The following is a 14970-nucleotide window of genomic DNA, read 5'->3' as shown; positions in this document are numbered from 1 at the left end:
GATGAAATTCGGAGGCGAGAGGAGTCAAACCAATGGCCATCCGCTCCCGGACGGTTGATCGGAGAAGATCTTTTGGCTTTTTTCGCGAAACGGACTGAAAGAAAAAAGAGGCTCTCATGCAAGTGAGAGCGAGGTTTGGTTTACCGCCCTGACGATCGAGTTGGAAATAATTTCGGCCATTTTCATGACCAAGCTCAGGCGGGTATTTTGTAAAACGAAATATTCCATAAATCCGGCCACGTTCACAATTCCTGTAATATGGATCTGGCCAACTTCCGGCAACTCTTTGTGCACTCCTGCCCCGGGTTTGACCGGCCCCAATCCTAACTGAATCTGTCCGACGCTTTTCAATTGACCCAGGCAGGCATCGATGGCCAGAACAGTAGCCGTACGATGTTCCTGATGCAGCATTTGCACGGTTTGTTCGAGGTTGAGCGCATGGACAGGCTCGTCCAATGTCCCGTAAACCGTGAGTGAACCCGGCATTTTTTGTTTGAGGAGTGTACCGACCAAAGGTCCGAGGGCATCACCGGTAGAGCGGTCCGTCCCGATACAGACACAAACGATTTCCGGGCTGGGCAGAAACCGGTGAAGAGCTAGTGCCAACTGAGTTGAGAACCTCTGGTCTGCCGCGGGATCAGTATATTCAACCCGAAATGGGAGAGGAGACAGAGACCGCTTCCGAATGGACGGAATTTCTCTCATTTATTCTTGACCTCCGCAAAAAACTCTTTCATAGTATACGGCTGTATTCGGAAAAATATACATTTGTCCATGAAAACGGCTGAAGAAAGAATCGAGGCTTTCTCACACCCTGCTGAAACAAAAAAGGCGGTGTGGAAATACATTCCCGAGCCGCTTAAACGGGTTGTCATCATTGGAGATGCCGGCAGCGGGGGCGGATAATGAATCTGCTGCCTGAATGAGTAAAATGGTTGAATTGGCGCAGGCCAGTTTCTATAATGTTAGCAATCAAAAAGGAGAGAGGGATCGCATTTGCAAAAAAAGGAATTTGGACTCGGGGATATTGTCGAGATGAAAAAACCGCACCCGTGTGGAACCAATGCCTGGAAAATCATCCGCATGGGTGCAGATATCCGCATGAAATGCACCGGATGTGAGCACAGTGTCCTTTTGCCCCGTTCCCGTTTTGAAAAGCGATTGAAGCGCATTCTGGTTTCTGCCGCACAAGAACGAGCTGAACGAGAGTAAGCCTCCGGCGGAGATCAACATGGTCACCGCCGAATGGAAAAGAAGGCGGCGGGATGCATGGAAGGAAATCGTGGTTTCCGCTATAATGAACAAGGGTTTGATTATGGGATTCGGAATTGGATCACGATGGAGGAGGAACGCAAAAAGTGGCGTTAGCAACTGGGATCGTGGGCTTGCCCAATGTAGGAAAATCAACATTATTTAATGCAATTACCCAAGCGGGGGCCGAATCGGCCAATTACCCTTTTTGTACGATTGACCCCAATGTCGGGGTGGTTGACGTGCCGGATGAACGTTTGATGAAACTGGCGCAAATCGTCAATCCGCAGCGGATTGTTCCCACATCATTTCAATTTGTGGATATTGCCGGACTGGTCAAAGGAGCGAGCCGCGGAGAAGGGTTGGGAAACAAATTTCTGTCCCACATCCGTGAAGTGGATGCGATTATTCATGTCGTGCGCTGTTTTGAAGATGAAAATATTACGCACGTAGCCGGAAAGGTTGATCCGGCCAGCGATATCGAAACAATTAACCTCGAGCTGGTGCTGGCAGATTTGGAAACAGTGGAAAAGCGGCTTGATCGGGTGGCCCGCCAGAAAAAGAGCGGGGATAAAGCGGCGATTGCCGAACACGGGATTTTAACCCGTTTGCAGCAAGCGCTGGCCGAAGGGAAACCGGCCCGTACCGTTAGCCTGGATCCGGATGAAAGGAAACTGATCAAGAGTTTAAATCTGCTTACGCTCAAAAATGTTCTCTATGCCGCCAATGTCAATGAGGGAGACCTGGCCAATCCGGAAGCCAATCCGTATGTTCAGATCGTCAAACGGATTGCTGCGGAGGAAGGAGCCGAAGTGGTGCCGATCAGTGCGCAAGTGGAAGCGGAAATCGCCGAACTTGAAGGGGAAGAACGGGCCATGTTTCTTGAGGAATTGGGTCTCTCCTCCTCAGGGCTGGATCGCTTGATAGCAGCCGCTTACCGTTTGCTCGGCCTGATCACATATTTTACCGCGGGCGAAAAAGAAGTCCGGGCCTGGACGATTCGCCAGGGCACAAAAGCCCCGCAAGCGGCCGGAGTGATTCATTCCGACTTTGAACGAGGGTTTATCCGGGCGGAAGTGATCGGTTACGAGGACTTGCTGAATGCCGGTTCCCTCGCGGCGGCACGGGAAAAAGGGTTATTGCGTTTAGAGGGAAAAGAGTATGTGGTCCGGGACGGGGATATTATGACGTTCCGATTCAATGTGTAAGCGGGAGACAATCAAAATCCCTTCCCGCCGTCGGCACGATTTTTAGAGAGCAAATCCGATTCAAACATTGATTTATTCCGGGCTGTTTGCTAAAATGTATAATCGTACATGTAGAGAGAATTCATGTTCTCCTTGCTCTGCGACAGGCAGGGCCGTACAGTCCAGAAGGAGGTGTGGAAGATGACTCACAACTATGAAATCATGTTCATCGTTCGTCCTGACGTTGATGAAGAAACCGTGAAAGCGTGCCGCGAAAAAGTGCAAGCAACCATCGCGCAACACGGCGGGGAAATCATCAACGCGGATGACATGGGTAAACGCCGTCTCGCTTACGAGATCGATTCCTACCGTGAAGGGATCTACACGGTTTATACATTCCGTGCGTCTGCCGATGTTGTGAAAGAACTTGATCATGTGGTTCGCATCAATGATAACTTCATGCGTCATATGATCATTAACATCGATGAAAAATAATCGCCTGTTTATTCGATAAATGAAGGTTGATCATGCAAAGGGGAGAGGTTATCCATGATAAATCGGGTCATCCTGGTAGGACGGCTGACGCGTGATCCGGAGCTTCGGTATACGTCGAGCGGTGTGGCCGTAGCGAGATTCAGCATTGCGGTTAACCGCAACTACACGAATCAAAACGGAGAACGCGAAGCGGATTTTATCAATATCGTCACTTGGCGGGGACTGGCCGAAAACTGCGCCAACTACCTCAGAAAAGGTTCTCTGGTCGGTGTGGACGGCCGTCTGCAGACCGGGAAATACGAGAATCAGGAAGGGCGTACGGTCTATACGACAGATGTCGTGGCCGATGATGTTCGCTTTCTTGAGCCGAAAAACCGCAGTGAATCCTCTGCTCCGGGCTTTGGTGGAAGCTCCTTTGGCGGGGGAAGCACTTACAACAAAGGAAACAAGCCGATGGATGACCCCTTTGCTGATGACGGACAACCGATTGATATCTCTGATGATGATCTGCCTTTCTAATCTGAACGTCTGAATCGCAAACAGGAAGGGGGAAAAGAGAATGGCTCGTCGCCGCGGAAACAAACGCCGCAAAGTCTGCTACTTTACCGTCAATAAAATCGATTACATCGATTACAAAGATGTAGACTTGCTGCGCAAGTTTATCAGCGAGCGTGGTAAAATTCTGCCGCGCCGTGTAACGGGAACCAGCTCCAAATACCAACGCCAGTTGACCCGTGCCATCAAACGGGCTCGTCAAATGGCTCTGTTGCCATACACCAATGATTGATCGCAAAAACAGGGGTGAGATTGATGCCCCTGTTTTTGTATAATAAGCAGGAAATCGGCTCTTTTATGTGGAAATTTCTCCTAAACTTGCAGTATTTTGGAGGAGTGCAACCATATGAGCCGGCCTGAACGGGGAGTGCAATTCGCCAAAAGCATAAAAGTGATTGATTGGTTGAAAACCGAGGTTTTGGACCAGATTGCCACCCTTTTTAAGGGGATTCATTATGCCAATCAGCACATGATCATAGATAGTTTATCCAGTTTGGCTATTTCCGTGTACGTGTTGGCGAGAAGAATGGGATTTTCTTTTCGGGAACTTGATCAAGCGGTTTCGCAGAAGCTGCGTGAACACGCCAGGGAAGGCCACCAGTTGGAAGAGTGGTATGGCGATTTGTCCTCTCTTGATGATTATTTAAACAAGAGGTGACATTCAATTTGCCGCAGGATCTGAAAGGGATCATAAAGGACGGCCTTCTTATGTCAGGGCTTTTTCTCTTATTGCTCGCCTCGCTCAGTATTTCCTTCATTCCCATGATCACCTTTTGGCTTCTCCCGCTGCCGTTTCTTTTGCTAAGCGTGAAAAGGCCTTCGGCAGCGCTGATCATTTCGCTCATCCCCTTGGGCGTGGCGTTTGTCTTTTTCCCCGCAATCTCCGCTCTGCTCGCCTTATTCGCATGGTTTATGGGAAGCATCATGGGGTATTGCTATCGCCATTCGGCAACGACAGGAGCCGATGTGGTGTTGAGCGGGGTTGCATCTGGGGCTGTTGGTTCCTGGGGATTTTTGTATGTGGGAGAATCATTTCATCTGTTCGATTGGGTAAAGGCGATTTGGCAGACAGAATCGCTTCGTATGGAAGAGATATTGCAGGAATCGGGAGCAGGGGCACAGGCGGTGGAGGCCTTATCGAATGGAACCATGGTCCCGCCTGTGTTTTTTAACCTTATCGGTCTTATGGCTCTCATCACCTTTTATACCGCCAGAAGCTGGTTGTCGCGTCAGGGATTTCAGAGAAAAACGTTGCCTGCTTTTCATGAGTGGCGGTTACCGAAGGTGTTTTTCTATTTTTACTTATTAACCCTTGTTGCTTTATACTTCTTTCCTTCCGTGGTTGGATTACACGGGGGGATCAGCGTTTTGACCATTTTGCATGAGCTGTTCCTGATCCAGGGATTTGGATTTATTCATTTTCTGTTGCACCGCAAGGGAAAAAGCGGAGGATGGCTGATCCTTTTGGTTCCAGTCTCAATCATTACGCCAATTTCGCTGTTGATCCAGTTTTTGGGCATGATTGATGCGGCGACATTGCTGCGTCAAAAATTATCCAAATGACAAGCGGTGGGGGATTTGAGATGGAAGAGATTGTTTTGGGAGCGGGAGTTGCTCTTAAAATGAACTAGGGTAAAATAAAAGTTGGATGCGACTGTAATTTGCCTTTGCAGGATTAGTTTGAGGGGATCGAATATGCCGAAATTTATTATACAACGATGGCACGGATATCACATGGTTTTTGCCATGTGTTTCAGTTTGATTTTAGTTGCTCTGCTTTCCACCTATCGCTGGATCTACGGGATTATGGGCCTTGTGTTTTTCGCCGTGCTGGCCCTGGTTTTATACAAGGCGGAACGCGCTTTTCGCAAGGACTTTTCCGAATATGTCTTAACGCTGTCCAATCGTGTGAAAAACGCGGGGCAGGCGGCGATGAACCAGATGCCGATCGGTGTACTCCTTTATGGCAGGGACGGACAGATAGAATGGCACAACCCTTTTGTCCCTCGGATGGTGAATCGGGAACGTTTGGTGGGGGAGAGTCTGGAAGAGATCTTCCCCGAACTGAAACGGTCGAAAGAGGAGGATGATCAGACGTTTCTGATCCAACTCGGGGATAAGGTTTACCAAGTGATCCATGAAGAAGAAGAGCGTCTCTTCTTTTTCCGTGACATCACCAGCCTGGAATCGCTGAAACAGCAGTTGCGCGATGAACAAACTGTATTGGGTTTGATCCACTTGGACAACTTTGACGAATCAGGCCAGGGGTTGTCCGATCAGGAGAGCACCTTGTTGTTGTCGAACGTGTCTGGAGCGATCTCGAAGTGGGCATTGGAATACGATATTTCCCTCAAACGAATTGATACGGACAAGATGTTTTTTGTCACGCACCACCGGTCGTTACAGCGATTGATGAAAACGCGTTTCGATATACTGGATGTCGTCAGGGAGATGACGAGGCAATACAAGATTCCGATCACGCTCAGCATCGGTGTGGCCAGCGTCGGAAAAAGCATGGTGGAGCGGGCGCAGAATGCCGCAGCCGCTCTTGATGTTGCCCTGGCCCGTGGTGGAGACCAGGCGGCTGTCCAGGAAGGGGAGAAAATCGTCTTCTTTGGGGGCAAGACGAATGCCGTTGAAAAACGGACGCGGGTGCGCGCTCGCGTCATTTCGCATGCGATGAGCAATTTGCTGCGGGACAGCAAGCGCGTCGTCGTGATGGGGCACACCCAACCGGATATGGACGCGCTGGGTGCGGCGATCGGCGTCTTGAAATTTGCACAGATTAATGATTGTGAAGCTTACATTGTCCTCGACGAGGAGAGCTCTTCGATTGAGCGTCTGTTAACCGCGATCAGGCAGCATGATTATCTGGGTGAATATCTCATTCATCCGGAAAAAGCGCTCGCCTGGGTTGAGGATCCCGATACCCTGTTGATTTTGGTCGACACGCACAAGCCGTCGCTGGTGATGGAACCGAAGCTGGTGGAGCGCGCCAAGCGCATTGTGATTATCGATCACCATCGCCGCGGAGAAGACTTTGTCAAAGACCCCGTCCTTGTCTATCTTGAGCCTTATGCATCTTCCACGAGTGAACTGGTCACGGAATTATTGCAATATCAGGATGGTCGCCTGGCGATGGATACGCTGGAGGCGACAGCCCTGTTGGCGGGCATTGTCGTTGATACTAAAAACTTTGCCTTTCGCGCCGGTTCCCGCACTTTTGAGGCGGCTTCTTTCTTGCGCAGACACGGGGCTGACCTGATGATGGTGCAATCCCTGTTGAAAGAGGATTTATCCCAGTATGTGAAACGGGCGGAGATCATCCGGAAGGCTGAAGTTTTGGACGGTGGGATTGCCGTTGCTGTTGGAGATGAGGAAGAAGAATATGATCAATTGCTGATTGCCCAGGCAGCCGATACCCTGCTCAATATGCGCGGGGTTCGCGCCTCGTTTGTCATCGGGAGACGTGAAGACGGTTTGGTCTCGATCAGCGCGCGTTCGCAGGGGGAAATCAATGTACAGCTGGTGATGGAAGCGTTGGGAGGCGGAGGGCATCTGACCAATGCCGCCTGTCAATTGAAGAATCTGTCGCTGGAAGAGGCGAAAGCACGTTTGGTTGACACATTAAAAGAAACAGTTGAAAGTGGGGGGCAGAAACGATGAAAGTGATTTTGCTCAAAGATGTGAAAGGAACCGGAAAAAAAGGGGAAGTCAAAGAAGTGGCCGAGGGTTATGCCCGCAATTATCTCATTCCCCGCAAGCTGGCAGTGATGGCGACGGAAGGAAATCTCAATTCGCTGAAAGACCAAAAACGGCGTGAGGAAAAACGGAAAGAAGAAGAGCGGATCGAAGCGAAGCGTCTGGGGGAAAAGCTGAGCGGGCTGACAGTCAAGTTAACGACCAAAACCGGCGAGGGCGGACGAATTTTCGGTTCCATCACTTCCAAGCAAATCAGCCAGGCACTCAAAAAGCAGTTTCAACTGGATGTGGACAAAAAGAAAATTCAGCTGGATGAACCGATTCGTACCCTCGGCGTGACAAAAGTGCCGGTCAAACTCCATCCTGAAGTGACGGCAGAACTTTCGGTGCAAGTGGTTGAAGAGTAAGCTCATGGCACTCCACTTGGAATGGAGTGCTTTTTTATGGCGATGGGAGGGATAACCTGTGAGTGATCTGTTTGCTGACCGTCTTCCCCCGTATAATCATGAGGCGGAGCAAGCGGTCCTCGGTGCGATCCTCATCGAACCGTCGGTTTTGATTTCGGTCAATGAGCGATTGCGCCCCGAGGATTTTTATCGCCAAGCACATCAACGTCTGTTCCAAGTGATGAATGAATTGGCTGAAAAAGGGGAACCGGTCGATCTGGTGACCTTGACTGCTGAACTGAGTGACCGCAAGCTGTTGGAGGAAGTGGGGGGCGTGCCCTACCTGAACGAACTGGCGGGTGTCGTTCCCACCGCGGCCAATGCGGAGTATTATGCCAAAATCGTTGAGGAAAAAGCGATTTTGCGGCGTTTGATTCGCACGGCAACGCAAATCGCCGCGACCGGATATTCCGGCAACGGGGATGTCAACGAGATATTGAATGAGGCGGAAAAACGGATTCTGGAGATCGCCGGACGTCGGGTTCGGGGAAGCGGCTTTATCCCCATCCATGATGTTTTGATGGAATCCTATGAGCAGATTGAGGCACAGCATTTCAATAAAAGCGGAATCAGCGGAACCCCCACCGGTTTTGTCGATTTGGATCGCATGACTTCCGGATTGAAGGGCTCGGAGCTAATCATACTGGCGGCCCGGCCCAGCATGGGGAAAACCGCATTTGCTCTGAACCTGGCGCAGAATGTCGGGGTGCGTGCGGGAAAAACAGTGGCTCTTTTCAGTCTGGAGATGTCCGCTTCCCAATTGGTGATGCGGATGCTGGCAGCGGAGGGAAACATTGATGCCCAAGGATTTCGCTCGGGGAATCTGAGTGAAGAAGATTGGGAAAAGCTGACAATGGCGATGAGTACGCTCAGTGAAGCCCCGATCTTTATCGATGACACTCCCGGTCTTACCGTTTACGATATCCGGGCCAAGCTTCGCCGGCTGCAGGCCGAACACGGGCTGGGACTGGTCGTGATCGACTACTTGCAGCTGATCACGGGCCGGGGAGGGGAGAGCCGCCAGCAGGAAATCTCCGAGATCTCCCGCTCGCTGAAACTGATCGCCCGTGAATTTGATGTGCCGGTCATCGCCTTGTCGCAGTTGTCCCGTGCGGTGGAACAGAGACAGGATAAGCGGCCGATGCTGTCCGATCTCAGGGAATCGGGTTCGATTGAACAAGATGCTGACGTCGTGGCCTTTTTATACCGGGATGATTATTATAATGAGGAATCGGAGAAAAAAAATATTGCCGAACTCATTATCGGGAAACAGCGGAACGGCCCGGTAGGAAAAGTGGAACTGCTCTTTCTGAAGAACTACAACAAATTTTTGAGTCTTGAGTTGCGGCAAAAGGAATTTGTCGAATAATTAAGCCGGAAAGTCAATATAACGTTCGTGTATTTCGTTGACTTATGTGTATTTAATTGTTAAAATGAGTTCGTTGAGTGAAAAATGTTCGGGAATTGTTTTTAATCCTTATTAGGAGGAACGAATCATGTCCACGGTCGTAGTGGTAGGAACCCAGTGGGGAGATGAAGGCAAAGGAAAAATCACTGATTTTCTGGCGGAAAAAGCAGAAGCGGTTGCTCGTTACCAAGGTGGAAACAATGCCGGCCATACCATCGTGTTTGGGGGAACCCGATACAAACTGCACATGATTCCCTCAGGTATTTTCTACAAAGAGAAGATCTGTGTTTTGGGCAATGGGATGGTCATCAATCCGGTGGCGCTGGTAAAAGAGCTCGATTACTTGGAAGAGCATGGCGTAAAGGCGGACAATCTCCGCATTTCCGACCGCGCCCATGTGATCATGCCCTATCACATTAAATTGGATTTGGCTGAGGAAAAAAGCAAGGGAGCCGGAAAGATCGGAACGACGGGGAAAGGAATCGGACCGGCTTATATGGACAAGGCTGCACGGGTAGGAATTCGCATCAGCGACTTGCTTGATCCGGAAGTATTCAAGGAAAAGCTGACCCGGAACCTTGAAGAGAAAAACCGCATTTTGGATCGCCTGTACGAGACCGAAGGGTGCAAATTTGAAGAAGTATATGAAACGTATCTCGCTTGTGCCGAGCGAATCCGCCCCTATGTGACCGACACGTCCGTCGTCTTAAATGACGCGATTGACCAGGGGAAACGCGTGCTGTTTGAAGGAGCGCAAGGGGTGATGCTGGATATCGACCAAGGAACCTATCCTTTTGTGACTTCTTCCAATCCGGTAGCCGGAGGCGTTTGCATCGGTTCAGGTGTCGGCCCGACGAAAATCCACCAGGTGATCGGCGTGGCCAAAGCTTATACCACCCGGGTGGGAGATGGCCCGTTCCCGACCGAACTGTTCAACGAGATCGGGGAGCAAATTCGCGAGGTTGGGCGTGAGTACGGAACGACGACCGGGCGGCCGCGACGCGTGGGCTGGTTTGATTCCGTCGTGGTGCGCCATGCCCGCCGGGTAAGCGGTATCACTGGTCTCTCCCTGAATTCGCTCGATGTGTTGACCGGACTGGATACGGTAAAAATCTGCGTCGCTTATGAATGCGAAGGGAAGCGGATTGAAAATTATCCGGCCAATTTGAACCTGTTGAAAAAATGCAAACCGATTTATGAGGAGCTTCCGGGATGGAAAACGGATATTACCGGGGTTCGCAGCTACAGTGATCTTCCGGAAGAAACCAAGCGCTATGTAGAACGGATTTCCCAACTGACAGGTATTCCGATTGCGATTTTCTCGGTAGGGCCGGACCGTGATCAAACGATCCAGGTTCGCCCTGTCTATGCGTAAAGAACTTCTGACTCATAAAAAAGCACCGGCTGATGCAAAAAGGCCGGTGTTTTTTTATGCCGTTTTAACAGGTCCCGTTCACTTGTGGTACGTTTCTCCCCGATTGATCTTGAATGCCCGGTAGATTTGTTCCAGCAGAAAGAGGCGGATCAGTTGATGGGGAAAGGTCATGGATGAAAAGGATAAGGACAGATCGGCGGATGCAGTCACTTGTGGCGATAAACCGTAAGAACCGCCGATGATGAAATGAAGATGGCTTTTTCCGTAGGTAGCCAGCTTGTCGAGCTTCTTTGCAAAAGCTGGGGAAGAGAGTGATTCGCCTTCAATTTCCAGTGCGATCGTGTATGCGTCCGGAGAGAGATGGCGCATGATCCGCTCCCCTTCTTTGGCGACGATCTGTTCCATTTCCGTTTTATGGACGGGATCGGAAGCCTTTTCTTCCGCTACTTCGATCACTTCCACTTTCGCATAGGGCTTCAGCCGCTTCAGATACTCAGCACATGCCTGTTGCAGATATTTTTCCTTTAGTTTGCCAACGGCTATCACATCGATTTTCATGGAAATTCTTTAACTCCTTTTATTCCCCGGGGTTTACCCAAAGACGGTAAGCAGGCCGGTTCCCGCACCAGCCGCACTTTGCTTCGTTGTCATCTCCGCGATAAAGTTCCATTTCAGGAGCGAGTGAGGTATTATCCACAATTTCATCGAGAATAATGTCGATATGTTCATTACAAGCGTACCAAACGTGTTCTGTGTTCATGTTTTCACTCCATGATTATATAAAGTTATTCATAAGTTATCCACAATCCAGTCAAAACAAACGGAAGGATCATGTGCGTGCTTTTTTCAGGATAACTCAGGGATGACAGTTCAGGCAAACTTGTACTTTTACGGAAATGGAAAAAGCTCCGCGATAACGGAGCCCTATTGTGATATGTTTTGCGGTGCTTCGCCCAGTTCGAGCGTCCCTGTCTGTTTTTGGCCGTCACGGTAATAGGTAATGGTTACTTTATCGCCGACGTTTTTGTTTTGGTAGAGATATGAGCGGAGTCCGGATGAATCTTTGACCGCTTTGCCGTCAAGCGCTACAATTACGTCGCGCGGTTGCAAACCCGCTTCATCGGCCGGGCTTCCCGGTTCCACTTTGGCAACGGCCACTCCCTCCGTTACGGAATCAGGCAACTTCAACTGATCCAGGGTGTAACCGGGCAAAGTGGAAAGATCCACCAGTCCCACACCCAGCCATGGACGGGAGATATGTCCGTATTGAATCAACCGTTCGATGATGGGGCGAGCTTCGTTTACCGGAATGGCAAATCCAAGCCCTTCCACCCCTGATTCGGCGATTTTCAGCCGGTTGATGCCGATAACCTGTCCGGCGATGTTCACCAGCGCACCACCGCTGTTACCGGGGTTAATCGCTGCATCTGTCTGAATGACGTCGGTGGTGTTGACTTCATCCACGCTGATGGAGCGTTTGGGAGAGCTGATCACCCCGACAGTAACCGATTGCCCGAGGTCGAGCGGATTTCCGATCGCGATCGCAGGTTCTCCCGATTTGAGCGTATCGGAGTTGCCAAATTCGGCAACAGCCGTCACATAGGTGTCCGGAATTTCCAACACTGCCAGGTCGGTCAGTTGATCACCGCCAAGCAGTTTGGCGTTAACCTCTTTTTTGTTGTCTGATCCGGAAATGACGACTTTGAACTGGTCACCGCCGGCAATCACATGGTAATTGGTGACGATCAGGGCTTTTCCGTTTGCTTTTCGGAAAATGATGCCGGAACCCGTGTCTTTCTCCACTTCCTGTGGGTTAAAAAAGTCTTCCGATCTGTTGTAGTTGATAACCGAGACCACTGCAGGCGCCACTTTTTGGACGGCCTTGGTAATATCTGAGTTCACTTTGACGCTCGTCGTTGTGGTTGGTCCGGAGATTGCACCGTTGTAAGAAGTGGGCGGAAGAGAGAGAATCCCTCTTGAAATAAAGAAAGGGGTTAAGAGCAAGACGACCAATCCGCCGATAATTGCTGAAATGAGAGCAGTCCAGATCGGGGAGGTGAGGCGTCTTTTTGGATAGTGGTCCGATTCGTCATAATATCCCATTTCATTCCCTCCTGCATCCTTAATATACCCGAATTGGTAAAGTCTTTAACCTTGGGCATGAGGAGATTTTTCCGCCCTCCTCATATTTGATGAGGGCATTCAGCCGATTTTGCTTACAATCTCATCATATCCTGATCGGCTGAATGGTTGCTTAAAAGGAACTGAACATTTCTTGAGGATTGGCTGAATGTTTGCTGAAAAGGCAGAACCGGCCGCTTTCAATGAAATCATAAAAGGTGATGATTCAAACTGCAATGAAAAACTGGGTAAAATTTCCCCCCCCGTCTGTGTCTCATTGCAACTCGAACCATTCGGGCTTTGTCTCCGTTTGATTGAAACCATATTGGAATTGAGCATTTGGCCGGCGTTCCCTCGGGGCCGCTTTTTGTTTGCAAAAATTACCGGAAGGGGGTTCTCGATCAGCAAAGCGGGGGAATCATCGCGTGAGACTGCCGGAGTTTGATATTTTGCAGGTGGAAATCAGTTCATAAAATAGGAAAAAGGAGGGGGATAGTAGAAAATATCTATACGTCGGTTGCTTGCTTGGGAGTTGAGAAAATGGAAGAAAATCGCGCGAAAGCGGGTAAGCCGGTAAGTCCTCATAAGCGCTGTGACGAAGTGAATTTCGGGGCGCAATTGGCCGATCTGAAGCTGGATTTTTACAAGCAGACTTTGCTGTTGACGGCCCTTTTGGAACTATTGATCGGTAAAGGACTGATAGAAAGAAACGAATTTGCGGAACTGGTCAAGGGACTTGATGCAGAGGTGAAGGCAGAGCCAGGTGCAAACCAAAATGATGAACATTCGCTTTACTGAAAGGAAAGGGCAGCCCCTTGCCGGAACCGGAACGGGGGGCTACCCTTTTACCTTTATGCGCACTTCGCGGAGAGGAGTGGGGCGGTCGTCAAATGTCGGCCACAGATGGACATCGCGTCCCACTTTCATCCCCGTTTCTTCCAATATGTTTTTCACCGTCAGATGGGCCAGTTCGCTCATGTTATTATCACGGCTCAAATGCGCCAGATAAACGTTTTCCCCGATGCCCTTCAGAATCTCGGTCAGGGCCGCACCGGCATCTTCATTGGATAAATGGCCGGTGTCGCTCAAAATCCTTCTCTTTACATTCCAGGGATAAGAACCCATGCGCAGCATTTCCACATCATGATTGCTTTCCCAGATGAGCGTGTCAGCGCCGTTTACCTGGTCGACAATGCGTTTGCTCACATATCCCAGGTCGGTCACGGTGGCGAGGCATTCCCGGCCTTGGCGAATCTGGTAGCCGACCGGTTCGGCCGCATCGTGGGAGATGGGGATCGACTCGATGGTCAGGTCCTGAAATTGAAGGGCCGCTCCGGTTTCCAGCACATTCTGCAACGGTTCCGGGATTTCGCCAACGGTTGAGGGAAGGCTCAGCCACGTCGCCTCATTCATATAGACGGGGATCTGGTGGCGCCGGGCCATCACCCCTAATCCGCGCACATGGTCAATATGCTCGTGTGTGACAAAAATGGCTTCGATGGTCGACGGATCGATGTCGATTTTTTTCATGCGCTCTTCCAGCTGTTTGCCGCTCAATCCGGCATCGATCAAAATCCGCGTTTTATCCGATTCGATAAAAAGGGCATTTCCTGTACTTCCACTCGCCAGAACGCTAAATTTCATCGTCTTGTTCGTTCCTTTGTTTTTTATTTTGTGATCCCCGGCCCTGTTTCCACATCTTCATCGCCGCCGCGATTGGTGGCATTCACCAGGAGATGGCTGTTCCCCACCCGGAAACACCAGCAGGGGATTAACCAGTAATCTTCGCTCGTTCCCGGATAAACCTTGGCCTGATAGCCGAGAGTGGCGCTGCTAATCGTAAAGTCCGTCTTGTTCCACCCGGTGACAAAGCGGTAGAGCACATTATTGAAAGGAACCAGCTGCACCGCCTGCACCTTTTCCAGTTGAAACCGGGTTACATGAATGGAGTGAATCCGGTGGGAACCGGAAAGGTTCACCTCTATTTTTCCGTCATAAATGGGACGGTTTCCCACCATTTGCAAATAAACCAGCTTTTTTGACGGGGTGGACAGGGCCGGCATGTAATCAAATTCGCCGAAAAAAGGGATTTCTTTATGCAAAATCCCTTCCAGCTCATGCTGGTTACGATAGGAAAGGGGGTTACGGAACTCTTTGATATAGCCTCCTTTTTCATCCCGGTTCCAGCTGTTGTCCATCGCCGTGATGGTTGCCTTGTAGGTATCCAGTTGCTCCGGGGGGCTCGGCGCTTTAACCGCGAATTTAATTTTGGCCTGTTTCAGCAATTGCTGTAGCTGTTGTGCGGAAATATCATTCTCCTCCACAAATTGTGATTGTTGCTGCATCGTATGGCTGAGCTGTGCCCCCAGAAAAAGGTCGAGAATGAGAAAAGCGATGATAAAAATGGTTTTGGCACGACTCCAATCCATT

General features: G+C 50.1%; 18 protein-coding genes. 12 read left to right on the top strand and 6 right to left on the bottom strand.

Annotated features, from left to right (window positions below):
• Positions 1-114: 114 nt before the first annotated feature.
• Positions 115-705, bottom strand: coding sequence for a spore protease YyaC (yyaC, locus tag I8U19_RS07395; protein WP_033100478.1), 591 nt, complete (start codon positions 703-705; stop codon positions 115-117).
• Positions 706-996: 291 nt separating this feature from the next.
• Between yyaC and I8U19_RS07390 the strand changes: the two genes are divergently transcribed.
• The 11 genes from I8U19_RS07390 to I8U19_RS07340 all read left to right on the top strand — a co-directional run bounded on the left by I8U19_RS07390 (position 997) and on the right by I8U19_RS07340 (position 10419).
• The gene (locus I8U19_RS07390) at positions 997-1212 is read left to right on the top strand and encodes a DUF951 domain-containing protein (protein ID WP_033100477.1); all 216 of its coding nucleotides are present in this window, start codon (positions 997-999) and stop codon (positions 1210-1212) included.
• 146 nt (positions 1213-1358) lie between these two features.
• A complete protein-coding gene (gene ychF, locus I8U19_RS07385) occupies positions 1359-2459 on the top strand; it encodes a redox-regulated ATPase YchF (RefSeq protein WP_033100476.1) in 1101 nt (366 codons plus the stop codon).
• A 180-nt stretch (positions 2460-2639) separates the two neighbouring features.
• Complete coding sequence (gene rpsF, locus I8U19_RS07380; protein WP_033100475.1) at positions 2640-2933, top strand: 30S ribosomal protein S6; 294 nt, start codon at positions 2640-2642, stop codon at positions 2931-2933.
• Positions 2934-2987: 54 nt separating this feature from the next.
• On the top strand, positions 2988-3452 hold the full coding sequence (gene ssb, locus I8U19_RS07375; RefSeq protein ID WP_033100474.1) for a single-stranded DNA-binding protein: 465 nt from the start codon (positions 2988-2990) through the stop codon (positions 3450-3452).
• Between the two features lie 40 nt (positions 3453-3492).
• Positions 3493-3720 (top strand): 30S ribosomal protein S18, encoded by a 228-nt coding sequence (gene rpsR / locus I8U19_RS07370; protein ID WP_033100473.1) that lies wholly within the window; start codon positions 3493-3495, stop codon positions 3718-3720.
• Positions 3721-3834: 114 nt separating this feature from the next.
• Positions 3835-4146, top strand: coding sequence for a MazG-like family protein (locus tag I8U19_RS07365; RefSeq protein WP_033100472.1), 312 nt, complete (start codon positions 3835-3837; stop codon positions 4144-4146).
• 50 nt (positions 4147-4196) lie between these two features.
• Entirely contained in the window at positions 4197-5051 is an 855-nt protein-coding gene (locus I8U19_RS07360) for a DUF2232 domain-containing protein (protein WP_198055582.1), read from the top strand.
• 132 nt (positions 5052-5183) lie between these two features.
• Positions 5184-7154 (top strand): DHH family phosphoesterase, encoded by a 1971-nt coding sequence (locus I8U19_RS07355; RefSeq protein ID WP_198055581.1) that lies wholly within the window; start codon positions 5184-5186, stop codon positions 7152-7154.
• A complete protein-coding gene (gene rplI, locus I8U19_RS07350; protein ID WP_033100469.1) occupies positions 7151-7597 on the top strand; it encodes a 50S ribosomal protein L9 in 447 nt (148 codons plus the stop codon). The genes I8U19_RS07355 and rplI overlap by 4 nt, the downstream gene beginning before the upstream one ends.
• A gap of 58 nt (positions 7598-7655) precedes the next feature.
• Positions 7656-9005: a replicative DNA helicase gene (dnaB, locus tag I8U19_RS07345; protein WP_033100468.1), complete on the top strand. Its 1350-nt coding sequence runs from the start codon at positions 7656-7658 to the stop codon at positions 9003-9005.
• 127 nt (positions 9006-9132) lie between these two features.
• Positions 9133-10419, top strand: a complete 1287-nt coding sequence (locus I8U19_RS07340; protein ID WP_033100467.1) for an adenylosuccinate synthase — start codon at positions 9133-9135, stop codon at positions 10417-10419.
• Between the two features lie 78 nt (positions 10420-10497).
• Here the strand turns inward: I8U19_RS07340 and rlmH are convergent, their stop codons facing one another.
• The 3 genes from rlmH to I8U19_RS07325 all read right to left on the bottom strand — a co-directional run bounded on the left by rlmH (position 10498) and on the right by I8U19_RS07325 (position 12522).
• Positions 10498-10977 (bottom strand): 23S rRNA (pseudouridine(1915)-N(3))-methyltransferase RlmH, encoded by a 480-nt coding sequence (gene rlmH, locus I8U19_RS07335; RefSeq protein WP_033100466.1) that lies wholly within the window; start codon positions 10975-10977, stop codon positions 10498-10500.
• Positions 10978-10996: 19 nt separating this feature from the next.
• Positions 10997-11179 (bottom strand): CxxH/CxxC protein, encoded by a 183-nt coding sequence (locus tag I8U19_RS07330; RefSeq protein WP_198055580.1) that lies wholly within the window; start codon positions 11177-11179, stop codon positions 10997-10999.
• Positions 11180-11343: 164 nt separating this feature from the next.
• Positions 11344-12522, bottom strand: coding sequence for a S1C family serine protease (locus I8U19_RS07325; RefSeq protein WP_198055579.1), 1179 nt, complete (start codon positions 12520-12522; stop codon positions 11344-11346).
• A gap of 558 nt (positions 12523-13080) precedes the next feature.
• On the opposite strand from I8U19_RS07325, the gene I8U19_RS07320 reads away from it, so the two are divergent.
• Positions 13081-13338, top strand: coding sequence for a hypothetical protein (locus I8U19_RS07320; protein WP_198055578.1), 258 nt, complete (start codon positions 13081-13083; stop codon positions 13336-13338).
• A 39-nt stretch (positions 13339-13377) separates the two neighbouring features.
• Here I8U19_RS07320 and I8U19_RS07315 read toward each other — a convergent pair whose 3' ends face one another.
• Both I8U19_RS07315 and yycI read right to left on the bottom strand, forming a co-directional pair.
• Entirely contained in the window at positions 13378-14184 is an 807-nt protein-coding gene (locus I8U19_RS07315; protein ID WP_033100461.1) for an MBL fold metallo-hydrolase, read from the bottom strand.
• A gap of 23 nt (positions 14185-14207) precedes the next feature.
• Positions 14208-14969: a two-component system regulatory protein YycI gene (gene yycI, locus I8U19_RS07310; protein ID WP_033100460.1), complete on the bottom strand. Its 762-nt coding sequence runs from the start codon at positions 14967-14969 to the stop codon at positions 14208-14210.
• Position 14970: the final 1 nt, after the last annotated feature.

It is taken from the genome of Thermoactinomyces sp. CICC 10523 (assembly GCF_016055105.1).
Classification (GTDB): Bacteria; Bacillota; Bacilli; order Thermoactinomycetales; family Thermoactinomycetaceae; genus Thermoactinomyces_A; species Thermoactinomyces_A daqus.
Note: the sequence above shows the minus strand (reverse complement) of the source record. Positions and strands in the feature narration are given on the sequence as shown.